Source organism: Mucilaginibacter sp. OAE612 (genome assembly GCF_041806395.1).
Classification (GTDB): Bacteria; Bacteroidota; Bacteroidia; order Sphingobacteriales; family Sphingobacteriaceae; genus Mucilaginibacter; species Mucilaginibacter rubeus.
Map to the genome: position 1 here is coordinate 4,325,740 of NZ_JBGMUW010000001.1, position 18,389 is coordinate 4,344,128.

Annotated in this window: 10 protein-coding genes; all 10 read right to left on the reverse strand. The window is 45.8% G+C overall.

Annotated elements, in window-relative coordinates; translation table 11 throughout:
• Positions 1-25: 25 nt before the first annotated feature.
• The 10 genes from ABID99_RS18050 to ABID99_RS18095 all read right to left on the reverse strand — a co-directional run bounded on the left by ABID99_RS18050 (position 26) and on the right by ABID99_RS18095 (position 18,380).
• The gene (locus ABID99_RS18050) at positions 26-3,664 is read right to left on the reverse strand and encodes a hypothetical protein (RefSeq protein WP_373614652.1); all 3,639 of its coding nucleotides are present in this window, start codon (positions 3,662-3,664) and stop codon (positions 26-28) included.
• 15 nt (positions 3,665-3,679) lie between these two features.
• A complete protein-coding gene (locus ABID99_RS18055; RefSeq protein ID WP_373614653.1) occupies positions 3,680-5,617 on the reverse strand; it encodes a hypothetical protein in 1,938 nt (645 codons plus the stop codon).
• Positions 5,618-5,636: 19 nt separating this feature from the next.
• The gene (locus ABID99_RS18060) at positions 5,637-7,040 is read right to left on the reverse strand and encodes a RagB/SusD family nutrient uptake outer membrane protein (protein ID WP_373614654.1); all 1,404 of its coding nucleotides are present in this window, start codon (positions 7,038-7,040) and stop codon (positions 5,637-5,639) included.
• 10 nt (positions 7,041-7,050) lie between these two features.
• Positions 7,051-10,167, reverse strand: coding sequence for a SusC/RagA family TonB-linked outer membrane protein (locus tag ABID99_RS18065; RefSeq protein WP_373614655.1), 3,117 nt, complete (start codon positions 10,165-10,167; stop codon positions 7,051-7,053).
• Positions 10,168-10,826: 659 nt separating this feature from the next.
• On the reverse strand, positions 10,827-12,029 hold the full coding sequence (locus tag ABID99_RS18070) for a PepSY-associated TM helix domain-containing protein (protein ID WP_373614656.1): 1,203 nt from the start codon (positions 12,027-12,029) through the stop codon (positions 10,827-10,829).
• Position 12,030: 1 nt separating this feature from the next.
• Positions 12,031-14,388 carry a TonB-dependent siderophore receptor gene (locus ABID99_RS18075; RefSeq protein ID WP_373614657.1) on the reverse strand — a complete coding sequence of 786 codons (2,358 nt, stop codon included), beginning with the start codon at positions 14,386-14,388 and terminating at the stop codon, positions 12,031-12,033.
• Positions 14,389-15,198: 810 nt separating this feature from the next.
• Entirely contained in the window at positions 15,199-15,795 is a 597-nt protein-coding gene (locus ABID99_RS18080; protein ID WP_373614658.1) for a hypothetical protein, read from the reverse strand.
• Between the two features lie 14 nt (positions 15,796-15,809).
• Positions 15,810-16,295: a hypothetical protein gene (locus tag ABID99_RS18085; RefSeq protein ID WP_373614659.1), complete on the reverse strand. Its 486-nt coding sequence runs from the start codon at positions 16,293-16,295 to the stop codon at positions 15,810-15,812.
• 283 nt (positions 16,296-16,578) lie between these two features.
• Complete coding sequence (locus tag ABID99_RS18090; RefSeq protein ID WP_373614660.1) at positions 16,579-17,583, reverse strand: NADP-dependent oxidoreductase; 1,005 nt, start codon at positions 17,581-17,583, stop codon at positions 16,579-16,581.
• A gap of 17 nt (positions 17,584-17,600) precedes the next feature.
• Complete coding sequence (locus ABID99_RS18095) at positions 17,601-18,380, reverse strand: SDR family oxidoreductase (protein WP_373614661.1); 780 nt, start codon at positions 18,378-18,380, stop codon at positions 17,601-17,603.
• Positions 18,381-18,389: the final 9 nt, after the last annotated feature.

Here is an 18,389-nt window from a genome sequence, read left to right on the forward strand (position 1 = left end):
TTACGCATTTTTTATCCCGAAACGCTTACTTCTCAAACCCAAACTCTACTTCATTTGCCCAATGCGTTTTCCAGTCGGGGTGAAAGGCCCTGGCATTTACTTTTGATACACTCCTGTCCTTTGCCAGTTCCATTGTAGCAGCAGGCGATGCGTTGTCATTCACCCGGAAAGACAACTTAATTTTCTTCCCGCTTTGCAGCGCTTTATAAACATCCGGTATTTCCGACCAGGGAATGGCACATTCTGTGACAAGCGTGTTCCCTGTCCTTTTAATTACCAGCCGGCTGTTTTTTACAGGCCCTTCTCCTGCTGATTTTGGCTGACGGGGAAAGAAGTGTTTCCGGTTGAGCTGCGGGGTTAACAAGCGCCACATTTCTGCGCCCCCTCCATATTCAGGCGCTACACTATTCATCGCATACTCATAATCCGTATCCTTGTAACCTGTATATCCCGGCATGGTTCCCGGAGGGTTTGCCAACATACCGTCGGCTCCCGCGGGTAACACATTGAAAGCAAGGATCACATTATCATACGAGTAACCAAGTCCCGAATTATCCGGGGTTACCGGGTTTTTACGAGAGGTATAATGACGTACTCCATCCGGCCATGGAAGCGGAAGTTTAACTTTCACTTCGGGTATGCCAAGCTTTATATCATTGGGCATATTTGCGTTTATTCCTATAATCTTGTATCCATTTTGTCCGTAAAGACCTTTCCAGTTGCCCCTGCTATCCAGGTCCTCCTTTACAAAAACGGCTTTATCATGAACTTCGGCATGTGTTGAATTATCGAAGAAAATCCCGGCAACTTTTACCGATGTCCACCAGTTATAAGTGCGAAAAACAACCCTTACCTTACCTGTAAGATCAAACGATTCAAAAGCCCCCTGCCATAAGTTTTCTATTTTTTTACGTAAAAGGAAATTGCCGGTCTGCCCGTCAAACACCTCGATTGTAGCGTTGGGCACCCTTATATTGGGCATGTAGAAAGATACACGGGTATATTTTTGCGCCGGCAGGTCCAGGTCGATACCGAAAGCATAAGCAACATCACTGCTGGAAAGAAAGTGCATGATCCTTCCGTTTCCAGGGGGCGTCTGTAAGGCGCCGTTGTCATCGCTTTTTGCCGGGACACTATCTTCTTTGGCCATCAATGTTTTATCCATATCCATGATATATGCCGTGTCCGGATAAAAAAATGAATCGTCGGGCCTGTTTTCAAAACGGTAAGTGCCCGGGTGCGGTGTATTATCGGCTACTTTGGCAGCAAAGTAAAAATTTTGATCATCATAGGCAAAGTAACCGTTTGCATAGCCCTCTGCCCTGTTATCAAAGCTTTTGAACGGATACCAGGCAGCTTCGGTAAGGCTCACATTTTCCTTTCCCTTACTGCTTACCGTTTGTGGTATGGCCGGCTGCCACTCGTCCAGGTTGCCATCTACCTTTACAGGGATCCGGGAAATGACATTGACATGCATCTCCTCATTTAATACAGCAATACCATCTTTGGGTGTTTCGATACGGACACTTAAGGGATACGTATTAGTAACATCAGCTTTGCCTTTGATTATTTGCACCGGAACAGTGATAGTTTCGTGAGGGCGGATACTTATGTTTTTATTGTATGATAACGTGAAGCCGGAAAGCGAGGCGGACAATTGCCCGTTTACAGGCCTGTTGAGGATATTGGTTAGCCGCAGATTAAGTATTGCTTTTTGTTCAATCCGGGCTGTCATATCCTTCGCAATAATTTCAATTGGCTCGTAACCTGAGATCCCGGCATGCTCCATAGCTTTAACAAGCCTGCCGAACGAACCTTTGGTTCCATCAGCGCGCAGATAATATCCCTGCGTGTTAAGCGGAACGCGGATGTTTCTTCCTTGGGGAAAAATGATGTTACCGTAAAAATCATATAACCTGAAGTGTTTATCGGCAGGTATAGTCATTGCACCTCCCGACAACGGCTGTGCAATTTTCAGCAAACGTAACAGGCTATCTTTCTGTGCCAGGCTAAGTGACTTGTTATTTAATTGCCTGCGGATCCGTTCTTTATCCTCAATTTCCTTAAGGCCCCTAACGTTTCTGAAAAGCAGACGTTCGGCGCCGAAAGCCTCGCCAATATCGCCGCATATAACCGCGGTGCCATCGTCAGCATTATGGCCGTAACCATCAAACAGCATCACCCATGGCAAACCTTTTTTGAACAGCAGCCTGTTAAACTCCCTTTCACCAATAAAATGTTGTACCGCGCCTATTCCAACAGCCGGCGACCAGGCATCGGGGATCCGGTCTATCATAACATGACCGGCATCTGTCATAACGTTTTGTTTAAAATGCTCAGATCCCCTGCCTCCCGTTGAAAGGTACCCGGCATATATTCCCATAGACCGGTCATATCCGGCAGATCTGTTAGTTGCAACAGTTAGCCCGATACGATCATCCGTGTTACCCACCCAGCTTTCTGTATCCCATATTTTAACCCGCCCCTTAGGTGATTTCCGGTTGATCCATTCGGGATAAATACTGGGGGCTTCCATGCCCTGATAATGGATGGAACAAAAGTCAAAGATTGGCAGAAAAGTCATTTTACCATCGGCAAAAAGCTTATCCCAGGCGTTGGAATTTGAATCACCCCCTCCTATCAATACATCTGCGCCCTTTTTACGGGCATCCAAAACTGCATCAGCCATGCTTTTATAAATTTCCCGGTACCGCGGAATATCGGACTGCCAGCCCGAAATTGAACTTCCCTCCCAGGGCTCATTCCACAAAGAAACCGCTGTAACCGGCCCCTTGGGCCAGCCCTGATCAATGCAGAACCGGTGGACGAACTTTGCAAAATCAGGATCGGCAGAAGGCGCCCATACCAAATCCTGTTTGGTTTTACGCATAACCCCTTCATCGTTTAACAACGGCCTGGGCCTGTCAAGCGGCAATTTTGCCGTGCCCGCGCCAAACATCAGCAACACTGTAATATTTCTATCTCGGTATTTTTTTAATTTCTCATAAAGGGCCGACAATTTGCTCTGATAATCAGCATCCGTGGTGGGAAAGTAATCGACGCCCATCCTTACGGCCTGAATACCAAGCCGCTGAAGAAAATCCGGATCCATATCATCCAACGATTGCTTAGGGTATTGCAGCCGTTTCGGGTTGGCTGCAAACGTCCTGACCACACTGCAGATGAAGCGCCTGCCGTATGGTCCCAGATCAAGAATAAGGGCATATCCTCCAAAGGTGGCGGGAATAACTGGTTTTACTTCAATATTAGCAAAGCCCTTAGGTTTAATAGAAACCGGCAAATATGACGATGAGACTGTAGCAAACTTTACCATTTCAGGCAGCCAAACGTCATTTGGCTTGCCTTTGGTACCATACCGGATGATTTCCAATTTACCCTTAACCTCAATGGGAACATCCAGGTTGTTGACAACCTGAACGGTATAGCCCGGCTGTTCGCCGGGCCAGAGTATATTGGTATTGGTATTGGAATGGATAAGGGCAACATCATAATTATATTGCCTTAAGCCCGTTTTAAGATTGAAAACCTGGTCGTAATTTACCCATTGCTCCGGGGAGGTCATTTGCGCGGCGGCGATAAGCGGACTTCCCAGCAACAACAACAAAAACAGGCATTTTAATAGCATCGGATTAATTGTATTCATTTATAGCTGCGGTTATTATTGACCAGGTGACCATTGATAAAGTACCACCTTATTCGCATTGTAATCGTCTTTGGTTACCAGGTATTGCCCGTTTGATTTCCTGTAGGCATTAATGCCGTACATTGAATCGACATCGTTGCCTACATAAACCTCATTATTGGTGGTCATGCTCAATACCAGGGTTCCGGTAGCAAGATCAAAAATATCGATATTAGGTACTGCATAATAGCCAACAAATACGTAATTACCTGAAGCCGTCATTGATTTTGCCTGGCCCCTGGTCAGGGTTATAACTGTGTTTGGTATGCGGTTACCTGCTTTCCATCCGTTATAAACTTCTATCCGGTTACCGATCAGCGTCCAGTCGGCACTTCCGCCGGCCAGTATCATCCGATCGCCATTGGGCAGGTATGCAAGACGGTTAAGGGGAGCTATACTTGCAGGCACAGCGGTACTCACCGGTGAAGCCCAGATCGGTTTTCCGCTGCCGGCGAAGCCCGTAAGCTCATAATATTGAATGGCATTGGTCTTGTCCTGCGAAATCCAGACACCACCCAGCGAATCTAAGGCGAAACCGTTTCTTACCTTGGTAAAAGAATCGCCCGGAATGCCAATATAACCATCAGTGTTCCTGTTAAAATAAAAACTATAGAACGTATCAGGATTTTGGCCACAGGCTATCAGGATCCTTTTTCCGCCAACATTGGCAAAATGCCCGAAATGCAGACCTCTTGACGGGTCGCCTAAATTAATGCGGGGATCGGACGGATACCTGAACGGATCTATCGTATTGCCTTTAAACCTACCACCTCCTGTACCGCTGTAGGTATAAAACATATTCCCGCTATAAAAATCGGCCCCGTCTGTTCCTGAGTCTGCACCGGCATTGCCTTCAAAATTCAAGGCTTGCAATACCCACAACAAATTCCCGGAGGTGCTGTAACAATGAATATCGGTAGCACCGTTGCGCCCTAAATCCCATGACCCTCCCCAGGGATTATTGAGCACATACAGCTTTCCGGTACTATCTTTACCTATACCTACCACCCTGGTAAACCGCTTATCCCCCGTTTGCCCGCGGATACCGGTTGTAGATTCCAGGTAGCCGCCGGTAACCCCAAAGGTTGACTGCAATTGCGGAGTTGCAGCCAGGTTTGAATAGATTTTGATGTTTTGATCAGGCCCCTGATCGCCGATATAAAGTAACCCGGCTGTTTTATCGCAGTAAAGTGCAGCCGGCCTGCTGCCGGTCCCCATATCAATTACTGCGCCGGCAAGGCCTGTAGGACTATAACTCTTTACCTGGCCGGTGCTCATCTGGGCAACCCAGAGATTGGATTGACTGTCCATGGCCAAAGCTCCCGGTTCGGTAACTGTCCATTCCCGGAGTAATACTCCCGCATTACTATATACCCCTATCCTGTTCCCGGCAAAATCGCTTACAAAAACCTCGCTGCCGTTAACCAGGATGCCACGAATGGCACCCCCGGTTCCGTTACTTGCTTTAAAAAGCAGGTTACGCGTCTTGGTGCTTCGGCCATAGCGACCTATATAACCTGCATTTGGTGCCTGCTGCGCTGTATATATAGAGGTTGAATCGCCGCCAATGGCACTACCCTGCGAGTCCTTGGTACCACCCATTGCGCCAATAGTTGCACCGTTTTGGTAAATGCCAATATTCCTGCTCTTTTCGTCCCAGCCCGATGCGGTATAAACGATGCCATCCGGCGAAACCCACATTGACCGGGCCGCATTACCTACGTGATTGTTAACGTCCGGAAAATTATTCCCGAACCAGGTCACCGTATAATCGGTTACTAAAGCAGGCAATTTTTGATTACCTGTCGTTAATGGGGATTTTACGTGGCCATCACCGGCCACGATTTGTTTTTTGCAATTAGTACCCAAACCTGCTATGCAAGCCAGCAGCGCATAAATTACTTTCCTTTTCATAGAGATATCCTTATTGAAATTAATAACCTGGATTTTGTTGGAGTTTAGGGTTCCGGCCAACTTCCCGTAAGGGTATTGGCCATAGCATTTGATTGGCCGAAATGCCAAGTACTGCCGTGGCACGGCCGGTCCTGACAAGGTCATAAAAACGTTGCCCTTCAAAACATAGCTCCTTCATCCGCTCGTTTTCAATTGCCCGGGTAAGACTGTAGTTATTGGCTACATCATTTGCACTCGGAAAATCCCGTATTGATGCTGTATTTATCGTTAACCCGAATGCACGCCTCCTGATGATGTTCAGTGCATCAGCAGCTTCTGCAGTTTGCCCCAGGTTATTCAACGCTTCTGCACGTACAAGGATAATGTCGGCAAGCCTGATGGCTATTATATCAGGATCGGTGCCATTGGTAAGCCTTAGATATTTCCCCGCATACGGTACGGGCGGTGTGGCCGGACTGTAGCTCACAGAAACATTTTTCCTGATATCTCCCGCCTCAAAAGCGTTGATGATCTTATCTGTAGGTGCAATCTGGTAGCTGCCGCCCTGTATGCCCGTTGGCGCGGGTGTAGGCACATACAGGCTAAACAAGCCATTACTTTCGGACGATGAGCTTACGTACTGTATTTCAAAGATAGATTCGTTGCTATTTTTAGACGAAGCAGAAAACATTGCCGAATATGCCGAAGCGCCGGAAACGAGGCTGTAGGTAGTATTATTCATTACTTCCAGCGCTTTCGCAGCAGCGTTATTATAATCCTTCATGCCCAGGTACACTTTGGCCAGCAAGGCTTTTGCACCGCCCTGAGTAGCCCTGCCGCGCGTGTCTATATTGGAAGCATAACTTAAGGGAAGACTGGTTTCGGCAATTTTCAGATCTGATATTATCTGTGCGAATACTTGATCGGTTGTGGAACGGGCAATGGTAAAATCGGCATTAAATGAATCATAAGGCTTGGTTACAAGGGGTACGCCGCCATAGGCCCGCACCAGGTTAAAATAAAAGTATGCCCTCATAAAATATGCCTCGGCCAAAATCCGCTCTTTTTGGCCGGCAGCAAACAAACCGGCATCAATATTGGGTACATTTTTCAGTACGTCATTACATCTGCCAATCCCTGTGTAGTTGTTTTGCCAGTATGAAGCAACAAGGGTATTATCCACCGTTATGCCATGCTGTGAAAATGGACTATAATTAATAAGTAAAGCATTGGCCAAATCTGAGGACGCATCAAAAGCTACGGGATATTGGGTAGACAATGCCTGAACAGCATCATAGATCCCTGTGGCGGCAGCTTCCGCGTCGGCCGGGGTTTTATAAAAATTTTCTTCGGTGATTTTATCCTGCGGAACCTGGTCGAGTACTTTGGTACAGGAGTCAAACAGCAATACCGGTATAAGGAGTGTTATTAAAAACTTTTTCATAATGATTGAATTAGAAACTAACATTAATGCCTGCGCTGATGGTACGTGGTTGCGGCTGAACAGCATAATCAATACCCAACTGCGAATTTTTAACCGACTGGTTCTGTGCCTCCGGGTCATAACCGGAGTACTTTGTCCATAGCGCAAGGTTTTGTCCGCTCACAAATACTTTTGCCGACTGGATCCGCATTCTTTTTAAAAAAGATGAAGGGAGATTGTAGTTCAGCGTAATGTTTTTCAACCTGAGAAACGAACCATTCTCTACCCAGCGCGAAGACATTTCGCCATTGGTAAGGCTGTTGGTCACAAGCGGATCATTAAAAATTGCTTTCGGCACATTGGTATTGGTATTAGCGGGCGTCCATCGTCCTAAAACAGTAGTACTGCCATTGTTGTAGCCGGCCATACGCTCCAGGATTGCCCGGGTTTGGTTATAGACCTGATTACCATAAGAAAAATAAAGGAAAACGCTCAGGTCAAATCCTTTATAACTGAATGTATTGGTAAAACCACCGGTAAATTTTGGAAGCGCGTTTCCGATAATAACCCTGTCGGCAGCATTGATCTTTCCATCGCCGTTGGTATCCTGGTAGATCATATTCCCCGTCAGGGGATCTACGCCCAAACTTTTGTAACCAAAGAATGAACCCACGGCTTCGCCCACACGGTAAATACTGGTTGGCAGCGTAGTACCATAAAGACCCGGCAAACTCTCGGTAAAATCCGAGCTGCTCGGATCGCCTGCAACCAACTGAGGAAGATCAGTAATTTTATTCCGGTTGAAGGACATGTTATAGTTTGTGCTCCAGCGAAATTTGCCCCTGATATTATCAGTACTTACATTGATGTCAATGCCTTTATTTTGCAGCTTACCGATGTTTGCACCATTTGTGCGGGCAAAACCGGATGTATAAGGCAGATCGAGTTTGAAGATCAAACGATTGGTTTGTTTAAGGTAGGCATCAACAGTAATGTTAACGCGGCTGTTAAAAAGTGAAAGGTCAATCCCAAGGTTGGTTTGCGTGGTTGCCTCCCAACTTAAATCCTTATTTGACAAGGTTGAAGCTGCAATCCCGGGCTCGGTGCCATAGTTGACCGCTGTAGCATAAGTAGCCAATGAAGGAAAATCGTTTCCTAAACCTTCCTGACTACCTGAAACACCGATACTTGCACGCAATTTCAGTTCGTCGATGATGTGCTGATTTTTCATGAACGATTCATTGCTGACACGCCATCCTGCTGATATTGTTGGAAAAAATCCGTACTTCTGATTGTTACCAAAACGCGAAGAGCCGTCAATACGTGCGGCCACCTGTACAAGGTACCTGTCCTGATAATTATAATTAACACGGCCGAAATAAGAGAGTAATCCGGATTTTGAACGGTAATCGCTTGCTTCCGTACGGTTAGTAAAACCGGTTATTGCCTCAATCAGGTCTGTGGCGCCGGTATTCCCGGCGGCACCAATACGGCGAATACTCGTAACCTGGGTACTTTCGCCTATCACTCCCGACAATGAATGCCCCTTTGGCAAATTAGCTGTATAGGTCAGCGTATTCTCATTCAGCCAAAGCATCTGGGTGAAAAAATCAGCCGCACCGGTAGCCGCACTCCGGTTGTTGATCTCGGTGGATTGATAACGATCGTCCTGAACCCCCTGGTTATCCATACCAAAACTGGTGCGGAATTTCAGGTTTGATAAAATGGTATATTCACCAAAAACATTTCCAACATAACGGTCAACAACAGATACAAAGCGGAGGTTATTGGCCAGCATTACCGGGTTGACAGCCCTGCGGTTTATATCATAATAATAGCTGCCGTCTGTATTGTAAATAGGATAGTTGGGGTTATAGATCAATGCATTTGCAAGTACCGATTGCCCGGAGAAGCTGTTGTCGATGCGATTGTTCAATGAATGCATGCCATTAACGCTGATGCCTATTTTCAGGTTGTCGGTGGCTTTATATTCCAGGTTTACACGGCCGTTAAGGCGCTTAAAGTGTTGTTGTCCGACAACCGTTCCTGTTTGATCAAGGTAACCGAATGATAAATAATGGGTAATGTTCTTATCCCCCCCTGAAACTGATAAATTGTACTCCGAAATAGGTGCATTTCTGAAAATAGCATCCTGCCAATTGGTATTGGTGCCGGTTTTAACAATTGCGGGATCTGCAGGCAGATTGGCATTGGCGCGTTCTTCCGTGATCAGGTCAACATATTGATCACCATTCAACAGCGGAAGCCGCTTCGTTACTGTGGCCACGCCTGTATAAGCATTAAAATTTAACCGGGCCCGTCCGCTCCTGCCTTTTTTAGTGGTAATTAAAATGACACCGGCAGCGGCGCGGGAACCGTAAATAGCCGTTGCAGCAGCATCTTTCAACACCTCGATAGACTCTACATCATTGGGGTTAATGTCATTGGTAGCTGTAATCCGCTGCCCGTCTCCTCCAAGTGGTGATACTCCTGCCGGAATATTATTCATCGGAACGCCGTCAATCACGTACAAAGGCCTGTTTTCACCAAATAACGAGCCGTTACCACGGACCCGGATATAAGTTTCGTCGCCGGGGGCACCAGAGTTTTGAACTACCTGCACACCGGCAACTTTACCCTGCACAGCGGCGTCAAGATTTGTTACCGGCACTCTGGCTATATCTTCGCCCTTGATGGAGGATACAGAAGATGTCAGATCTTTCCTGGTTTGGGTGCCATAGCCAACAACAACAATTTCGTTGAGCGATGTTAATTCCTCAACAAGTTCAACAGAGATACTGGTCTTCGTACCAACAGGAATTTCCTGCTTCACAAAACCAACCATGCTGAATATCAGGATAGCGTTATCACCTGCTTTGATGGTAAAACGTCCCTTAACATCGGTAATTGTTCCGCCCTTGAGCCCTTTGACAGCTACAGTTACACCAGGCATCGGCTGCCCTTTTGTGGTTACCGTACCCGTGATAATATGATCCGGAACAAGCCGGGATTTACTGTTATGCATAGCTGAATATCTGTTTGCAGGAGCTGCTGTACTGTTAAGGGCTATACAGCTTACCACTGCAGGTATAGCGCAAAAGCTTAACGCCTTATGCCTATACTTCCATTGAAGTAAAATTAATTTCATAATTGGTTGTTAATTGTCAATTGGTTTCCTGACTAAAGGCGCTAATTGAAGAGCTTTGTAATTTTTATGATTTACCCGGCCGGCAATCATTATCCAGGCAGCATGCACGCCGGACAATCATGAATTTAGCCGAATCAGAAAAATCCTCCGCTTCCTCTTAAAAAACGCTATTAGTATAATTGGTCAACATCATCCCAAACTGCCCCGGATCATTTGCAACTAATGCAGGGCGCAAATAGAGACTATTGTTAAAGCAAACATATTATTACCGCTATCAAAATGCATCAGGCAGATTCGGGCATTTACATGCAAAGTCAAGAAAACTCATTATCGCTTAACAATCAATAACTTACAACAAGTTACTTTACTGATGCTTTTATTACGCGCAAGATGGCAGGATAAGGTGCAAAACCTGCCGGAAGGAGGTGGTAAACCATGACAATTCAGTCAAGACATGTAGTCTACCAGCAGTATATTATAATTATAGGACTGAAAGCGGCCCGCGTTTACCGGCCATACATACAAGCCTTTTCCACGCTTTGTTCATTGACCGGAATGCTTAACCATGCCTTTTTACGTAAACTGAAGTTAGGATAAATACCGTAGCGCCTGAACTGCCTGCCCGAAGATCAGCTCCGGGGCAGGCAGGACTTTGATCCTTAGGCCAATGGCGAGGCTGCTTTTTTCTTCTTTTTACCCCACTTGCGGTTATACCAGATCAGCGTGCCCGTTACCGGTAAACTTGCGCCGATCATACAGGCGAAGAAAGCCAGTATTTTGGTCGGCAGCCCGAGGATCTGACCGGTATGGATATCGAAATTCATGCGGTATAGTTTTTCGCCCGCAGACAGCTCGCCGTAAGGGCGGTCTTCCTGATCAATATAATGTAATGGTTTAAGTGTGCTTTGGTCATAAAAATAGGTAGCGCGGTTATAAATAATGGTGCCGTCACCAAAGAATACCATCGCCTCGTAAGGTTCTTTGGCTTCATGGGGAGCGGTTAAAACAATACGCCCGAAATCCGGATGGCGTTTGGCCGTTTGCCGCCAGATATCGTCCAGTGCCACGGATACCACAGGTTTGCTGGTGAGCGTCGTATCTGACAACGGCTCATCTTCTTTGAGTTCAACGGGCGTTTTCCAGGTCAGCGTACGGTACATGCCGTGTTTGAACCAGTCGAACGTAAAGTAGATACCTGTAACCGTTAAAAGAAAGATAAAAATGGAAGCATAAAACCCGGCCACATTATGCAGGTCGATATTCAGTCGTTTCCAGTTGGCGTTCCATTTGATCTTAAAGCTCCTGTCGCGGTTCTTTTGGTTCCAGCTTCGCGGGTACCACCAGACCAGGCCGGTAATGATGGTGACCAGGAAGACCAAACAGGCCGAACCAACAATGGGACTGCCGATCTTCTGCGGCAACCATAAAAAACGGTGCCCTGCGCGCACAAACAGGATAAAGCATTCGAAGGTCGAAGGCTTACGTTTATCCAGGATGATGTGCCCGTCATACGGATCAACATAGATATTGGCAATACCTTTTTTACCGAAAGTATAGCCAATCATGACCGAACGCCCGGGGCCGTTGTTGATGAGATTGCTCAGTGTTGCCCCGGTATCTTTTTTTACCCCGAGATAAGCCCGGGTCCTGGCAATAAGCACGGAGGGCGGAAGATATGGTTTATTACGTACTTCAACACGCTGGTATTTTTCCGTGAAATAGCCGATCTCGTAGCGCCAGACCCAAAGCCCGCCGGTAAAACATACGATGAAGACGATCAGGCCGGAGATCAGCCCCAGCCATAAATGCAGCCATTCCGCTACACGGCGGAAGGCTGATTTCTTTTTTCTATTTGTTACCATATTAAAACTTGATCGTAAGATTAGCGGCTATATTGGCCAAAGGCTGGGCTGAACCGGCAAGGTCCCAATACTTTTGTTTCGTTATGTTATTGACCTTAAAATCAAAGCGCCATTTCGGCTGGTCATAAAAAACAGCCGCGTTTAGGATCGTGTAATGCGGCAGGCTGTAAGTGTTGTCTGCGGTTAGAAAAGCCCTGCTTACGTAGTTGCCGCCAAAGCCGATCCCGACATTTTTTAAAGCCTGCCGGAAGCGGTAGCTGGCCCACCAGTTAGCGATCCTTGCGGGCGCGGCAGCTGCCATATTGCCTTCCAGGGCAGGATTGGTTGTTTTTAAGATCTTATTGTTATTATAAGCATACCCCATGAGGATGTTCAGACCAGGCAAGGGGTTGGCAATCAGCTCGGCATCCACTCCTTTGCTAACCTGCCGGCCATCCTGAGAGGTAAAGCCTCTTGAATCCGTACGGGTGGCATTGGCTATGTCGGTATAATAGTAACTTAAGGTCAGGTTCACTTTTTTTTCAAATGCTTCGGTCTTTACCCCGCCCTCCGTTTGGTTGGCAAAGATGGGCTTCAGCACGAATAAAGTACCGTCGGGTTGTTGGGCCGGGGCGATATTCTGGAAACCGCTCATGTAATTACCGAACAGCGAAACCTGGTCTTTAACCACCTGGTACACCAAACCCAACTTTGGGGCCACTGAGTTTTGGGTATAAGGACTTGATACGCTCGGGCTGGTGTAGCCTTTATAGCGGTAGTGGTCAAAGCGGAGGCTCAGCATGGCGAAAAGGCGTTCATTCAGGCTGATCACATCCGTCGCATAGGCACTGGTGGTAAACTGGTCTGAAATACCGAATGGAGCAAGCGTGCCGTATTTAAGAAAATACCCATCTACGTTAGCCTTGCTCACAGCAACCGGGTTAGGGGTTTTGCTGACATCTACCGTGTCGATAAACCGGTTAGCCGGTGTAGACGTACTATAGAAATTGCCGTTATAATAACGGTAGCTCAGGCCAATCAACACTTTATGTTTGATTGCTCCTGTTTTGAATTCTCCATTGACGTTTTCCTGAAAATTGGTATAATTATTAAACATCGGGCCATAGAGCACCACATTGCGGGCCACTCTCGTCGGAGAGATCCAGGTCGGATAATACTGGTAGCTCTGTTTCACGTTCTCGCTCGCGAAAGAGAATAAAGTGGTCGCGGTCCAGTTGTCTGAAATCCTGTATTTGCCTTCCAGAAATAGTTTGTTGGAACTGGTCAGCGCGTTGGCATCGTCGAGATACAGTGACTTGTTATAAGCCAGCGGAATCTGATCAGCGCCGGTGATCCCTGAAGCCGGTGTCACGCGGGTATACATGATCCTGGTCTGGTCAGTATTGAAATACTCTAAATCGGCGCTCAGTGTCAGGCGGTCGCTGACCTGGTATGACAAGCTGGGCGCAATGAGCACGGTGTTATTATGACCGCTGGTCAAAAAACTGTTCTGGCGGTTCACAGCGGTGTTGATCCGAACCAACGCTGTTCTTTCGGAATTTAGCGGAGTGTTCACGTCCGCACTGATCCGGTTTAATCCGTAGCTGCCCAACGTGTATGAGGCAGCACCGCCAAACGTATCGTACGGCCTCTTGGTGACTACATTGACCACTCCGCCGAAAGAAGAGATATTAGCGCCGAACAACGTACCTGAAGGACCCTTCAGTACCTCAATGCGCTCGACATTCCCGATATCCAGGCCGGAACGGCTGGCTACCGTTTCCATCCCGTTACGGGCGTTAATACCCGTAATAAAGCCGCGCGAAGTAATAGCAAAGCCACCCGCCGGGTAAGTATTTGGCGCAGCCCCTGTAATGTTACCGGTGGCCTGGCTGATATTGGTTGCCACCTGCTCCTGCAGCAGTTCCCTGGTCACTACGCTGTAAACCTGCGGGTTTTCCAGATTGGCCAGCGGCATCCTGGCCACCAGCTCGCTTTTTTTATTGGCAAATTTGTTGGTTTTAGCACCCTTTACCACTACCTCCTGTAATTGCTCATTGTTTTCGGATAATACAAAATCAACGGTCACCGTTTCGCCGGCTTTAAGTTCCACCTCTTTTTTTTGGGTGATCAAGCCAATAAAACTGGCCGTCAGCGTATAATTACCCGGGGAAATGTTTTTTAATTGATAATTGCCCTTTTGATTGACAGTTGTTCCTTTGGTTGCACCAGCCAAGCCGATGGTCACAAATTCGGCGGGGCGGCCGTCTGAGGTTTTGACAGCTCCCTTGATGGTCCCGGTCTGGGCGAACAGGACCGCCGAAAAAAATAATGAAAGAAAAGTAAAGTAAAATTTTTTACTGCATAAGAAAGAATACATCTTTGTTTAAATGATTAATGGGTTGAAGGATCTGTTAACATTGGCCGGTAGGAAGTTTGGCGACGGATCACCGGCTTTTTTATGCGGATTAATTTATTACATAGGCGATATCTTATTCGTCGCAAAGAAACACGTTATTTAGAATAAATCCAAATAAAAACAGTCGCACGACTACGGTAACCGTCGTCAGCTAAGAAAGGACTATCATCGTTAGATCTATCCCGAAAAAATGATAATTCTTAAAATTCGGGTCGAACCGGTGAGGTGAACTTAGTAGCACAACTTATGTTCCAGATAAACCGCGGATTACATAAGAAAAAAACCGGAGTCAGAACTAAAATTAGAACTAACTCCGGCTCGGTACTCAAACCCGTTGTCTACACGAACCAATTTATAGATGACCTTAAAAGGTTTGTAGCTTTATTTGATGATTAAGGCCGATTTCGGAATATCTAACCGTTTTGGGTCGAACCGTACTTCGATTAATAGCTGAAGCTGTAATTGCTAAATGTAATCACCATCGCTTTTGTTACGATAAGGTTGATTTCTAAAATTGCACTATCAAAAATAGCCTGTGCAATTATTAATTGATGAAACAAAAAACAAACAGTTATTAACAGGAGAAATGCAGATCACTTTCAGGTGTCATTCTAAAAACCACCTGATAACGCGTTCTGCCTCACATTCGTAACGCGTTATCAGGTAAAATGTACTAACTAAAATGCTCAATCTCACTTAAGCACTATTCAAATAACGCAAATTGTTCAATGGAAAAGTGATCGCACAATCTCAGTTTAAAATCAAATGATATCAATTGTAACCAGTACTGATCAATCTAAAATGATCAATCATAGCTTGGTTAACATTAATATTAATGTTCTCATTGGTGTCTTTAAAACAAGGCGACACAACATGTTTACCCTTACTTAATTTAAGCTTTATCCCATTGCTGTACCCCCAATTACTCCAGTCACCTTTGCCTCGTTGCGGCAGCACGATAGTCCCTGCAAAACTGTCATCCAAATTCAATGTGCGTATGTCGCATTTATTGTCAGTATTGATAGGCCCATTACCGTTAGCATATCGCATATCAATAACATAGTTACCAGCCTTCATGATATTTACCGGTATATCCAACTTAGTATTCGTGGTTTTACTGACCTCTACGTAACCGTCGCCCGTAAAACCCTGGTAAGGAAGTTCTGATTTTCCGGTGATCGTTTCAGCTTCAATGATTTGCTGTGCCGTTGCCGGAATTACGGAAACAAGTTCGCTTGCGAATGAGCTTACTCCTTTAGCATCTACCGCAACAACCTGGTATTCGGCGTACTTCCCGGCAATTATATTAAAGGTTGATGATTTGGTCAGCCCAATCGGTTGCCCATTCTTGATAACCCGATAACTCACCGCATTTTTCGTTTTTAACCAGGACAGCTTTTTTTAGCATAGGTAACTACAGGTGTTTCCGGCGCGGTATAGCCCGGCACCAGATTGCTTTTTCCGGAGACTGTATTGTTGGCGAGAACTATGCCTACCTGGTGGCTTCCTTTCAGATCTGCCGGAAGTAAGGCCCTGCTCATATTCCTTCCGTCAAGGCTTATGCTTTTTATTTGGTTACCGTAGCTACTTATTTTAATATCCAATATGGCATCACGGTATTTAAAATGATGTAATGAACGCTCGCCCGCCAAAGCCTCGGGGACAAATGGCTTAAATTCCAAACTGTTTTCGTTGTAGTGGATACCGAAAAGAACCTTATATACCAATGCGATATTTCCCGACAGGCTCCACAGCATGTTACTGCTGTTGATCTGTGTACCTGCGAAATCGCCATCACTTGCCACAAAATTTTCTTTATTGGTAAGCCAAAGCGCAGCAGGGCGATAAATAGCGACTATGGCTCGCATTAAGGACGTTTGATTCCCCGCCTTTGCCGATGCCATTGCCCAATAACTTTCAACAAAGAGCCATACAGCGTTATTGTGATATGGTAAAATATTGGGTATTTGCGGGTAAATACATGGGATACCAAATTCGTTTACCGGAGTGTTGTCAATAACAGATTGTTGTTTACCAGCATCCGCGGCAATCGTACTGCTTTCATTTTATTTTTTTTATTTTTAATAGCACAACGGAGATTGTGAGTTGGGGGCACTTCTTGTAACCGCTGTAATCTACAAGAAGTACTTTTTATTTAATTTTGATCACAACTTTCCCTTTAACCCGGCCTGTTTCTACATAAGCCAACGCTTCGTTGGTTTGCTCAAACGGAAATATTTTGTCGATCACCGGTTTAATTACGCCAGATTCTATCAATGATGTAATTTTTCCTAATTGATTGCCATCTGCCCGCATAAACAGGAACCGGAAACTGCTATTTGCTTTTTTTGCATTTCTCTTCGCGCCGAAACTCAATAATTTTGTTACGAATTTTAAATACCAGGGCAAACCCAGTTCTTGAGCAAATTCCGGGGTTGGGGGACCAACCAATGAGATCACTTGCCCTCCGGCTTTTAAAACGCGGAATGATTTTTCAAGGATTTTGGGATCACGATTGCTATGTATCACCAGGTCATAATCTTTAAGTTTGGTTTCAAAATCTTCTGTTTTGTAATCGATCACCAGGTCGGCACCAAGCTTTTTAACCCAATCTACATTACCTGTACTCGTGGTTGTGGCAACATACGCCTCTAAATGCTTCGCCAGCTGAATGGCGAATGCACCCATACCTCCTGAGCCTGCCTGTATAAAAACTTTCTGGCCTTTTTTTACATCCCCTGTCTCAACAAGCGCCTGCCAGGCGGTTAGGCCAACTAATGGAATGGAACCCGCCTCTTCCATGGTAAGGTTTTTGGGTTTTAAAGCCAGGTCGGCTTCATTTACAGCAATATATTCGGCAAAAGTGCCTATCCTATGGTCGCCCACTCTGGAATATACTTCATCGCCAACCTTGAACCGGCTGACTGTTGAACCCACTTTGGTTACCACGCCTGCCAGGTCATGCCCGTTTACAAACGGTGGCTTGTAGGGTAAAAATAATTTGAAATCACCGTTTCTAATAATTGATTCCAATAAATTGACACCTGCTGAATGTACTTGTACCAATACTTCATTTTCCTTTACCTTCGGTTCCGGTAATTCGGTCAGATGTAGTTTTTCTTTTTTGCCGTAGCTTTTTACGATGAATGCCCGCATGATTTTATTTTTTATGGTTATAAGGTATTCTGTGATGCTATTACCTTGTAACTTCTTTCAGGATTAACTAAGCCAAAGATCAGTTTTGGAGCAAGTCGGTTGAGGACAGCAGCTAATTTGGTATCGCCTACACGAATATTAAGTTGATCCTTTTGAAGTCCGTTGATAAACGCTTTGACCAGGGTTTCAGTAGTTATTCTTTTTCCCTCCATGTTAGCTGCCATTTCTGTAGCAACAAGAGGCGGTATTAGTTCAAATACTTTTACGCTGCTGCTCAACGCTTGCAGATGCTCTCTAAGCGATACAGTGTAAAAATGCAACGCTGCTTTGGCAGCTGCATAAGTGGCTTCCAGCAACGACGGAACAAAACTAAGTATGGAAGTCGTGTTGATGATCGCACTTTCTTTCCTTGATTTCAGCATATCCATAAAAAGGTTGTTAAGCCGGATCACCGCCAGGTAATTAACGTTTATCTCATACGCCGCGTCTTCAAAATGCCGGTCATCCGCCAGTCCGAGGTTGATCGGATCAGTTAGTACCCCCGCGTTGTTGTATAAAATGTCTATACCGCCTAATTGCGTTACCTGCCCGAAAAGCTTTTTCGTGTCGTCTGCATCTGATAGATCACTTTTAATTGCCGTAATGGCAGGGTATACTTTCTTTGCTTCATCTAATTTCCCCTGGTTTCTGCCGGTAATAATTACCTGGGCGCCGTTGGCTAAAAATTGTTTGGCTGCTTCCAGCCCGATACCTGATGCACCTCCTGTGATCAATACTGTTTTTCCTTTTAATTGCATTGTTTTAAA

What these genes read in the sequence shown, in the direction of transcription:
- ABID99_RS18050 (WP_373614652.1), bottom strand. Translation starts at nt 3,664, where the DNA reads ATGAATACAATTAATCCGATGCTATTAAAATGCCTGTTTTTGTTGTTG.
- ABID99_RS18055 (WP_373614653.1), bottom strand. Translation starts at nt 5,617, where the DNA reads ATGAAAAGGAAAGTAATTTATGCGCTGCTGGCTTGCATAGCAGGTTTG.
- ABID99_RS18060 (WP_373614654.1), bottom strand. Translation starts at nt 7,040, where the DNA reads ATGAAAAAGTTTTTAATAACACTCCTTATACCGGTATTGCTGTTTGAC.
- ABID99_RS18065 (WP_373614655.1), bottom strand. Translation starts at nt 10,167, where the DNA reads ATGAAATTAATTTTACTTCAATGGAAGTATAGGCATAAGGCGTTAAGC.
- ABID99_RS18070 (WP_373614656.1), bottom strand. Translation starts at nt 12,029, where the DNA reads ATGGTAACAAATAGAAAAAAGAAATCAGCCTTCCGCCGTGTAGCGGAA.
- ABID99_RS18075 (WP_373614657.1), bottom strand. Translation starts at nt 14,388, where the DNA reads ATGTATTCTTTCTTATGCAGTAAAAAATTTTACTTTACTTTTCTTTCA.
- ABID99_RS18085 (WP_373614659.1), bottom strand. Translation starts at nt 16,295, where the DNA reads ATGCGAGCCATAGTCGCTATTTATCGCCCTGCTGCGCTTTGGCTTACC.
- ABID99_RS18090 (WP_373614660.1), bottom strand. Translation starts at nt 17,583, where the DNA reads ATGCGGGCATTCATCGTAAAAAGCTACGGCAAAAAAGAAAAACTACAT.
- ABID99_RS18095 (WP_373614661.1), bottom strand. Translation starts at nt 18,380, where the DNA reads ATGCAATTAAAAGGAAAAACAGTATTGATCACAGGAGGTGCATCAGGT.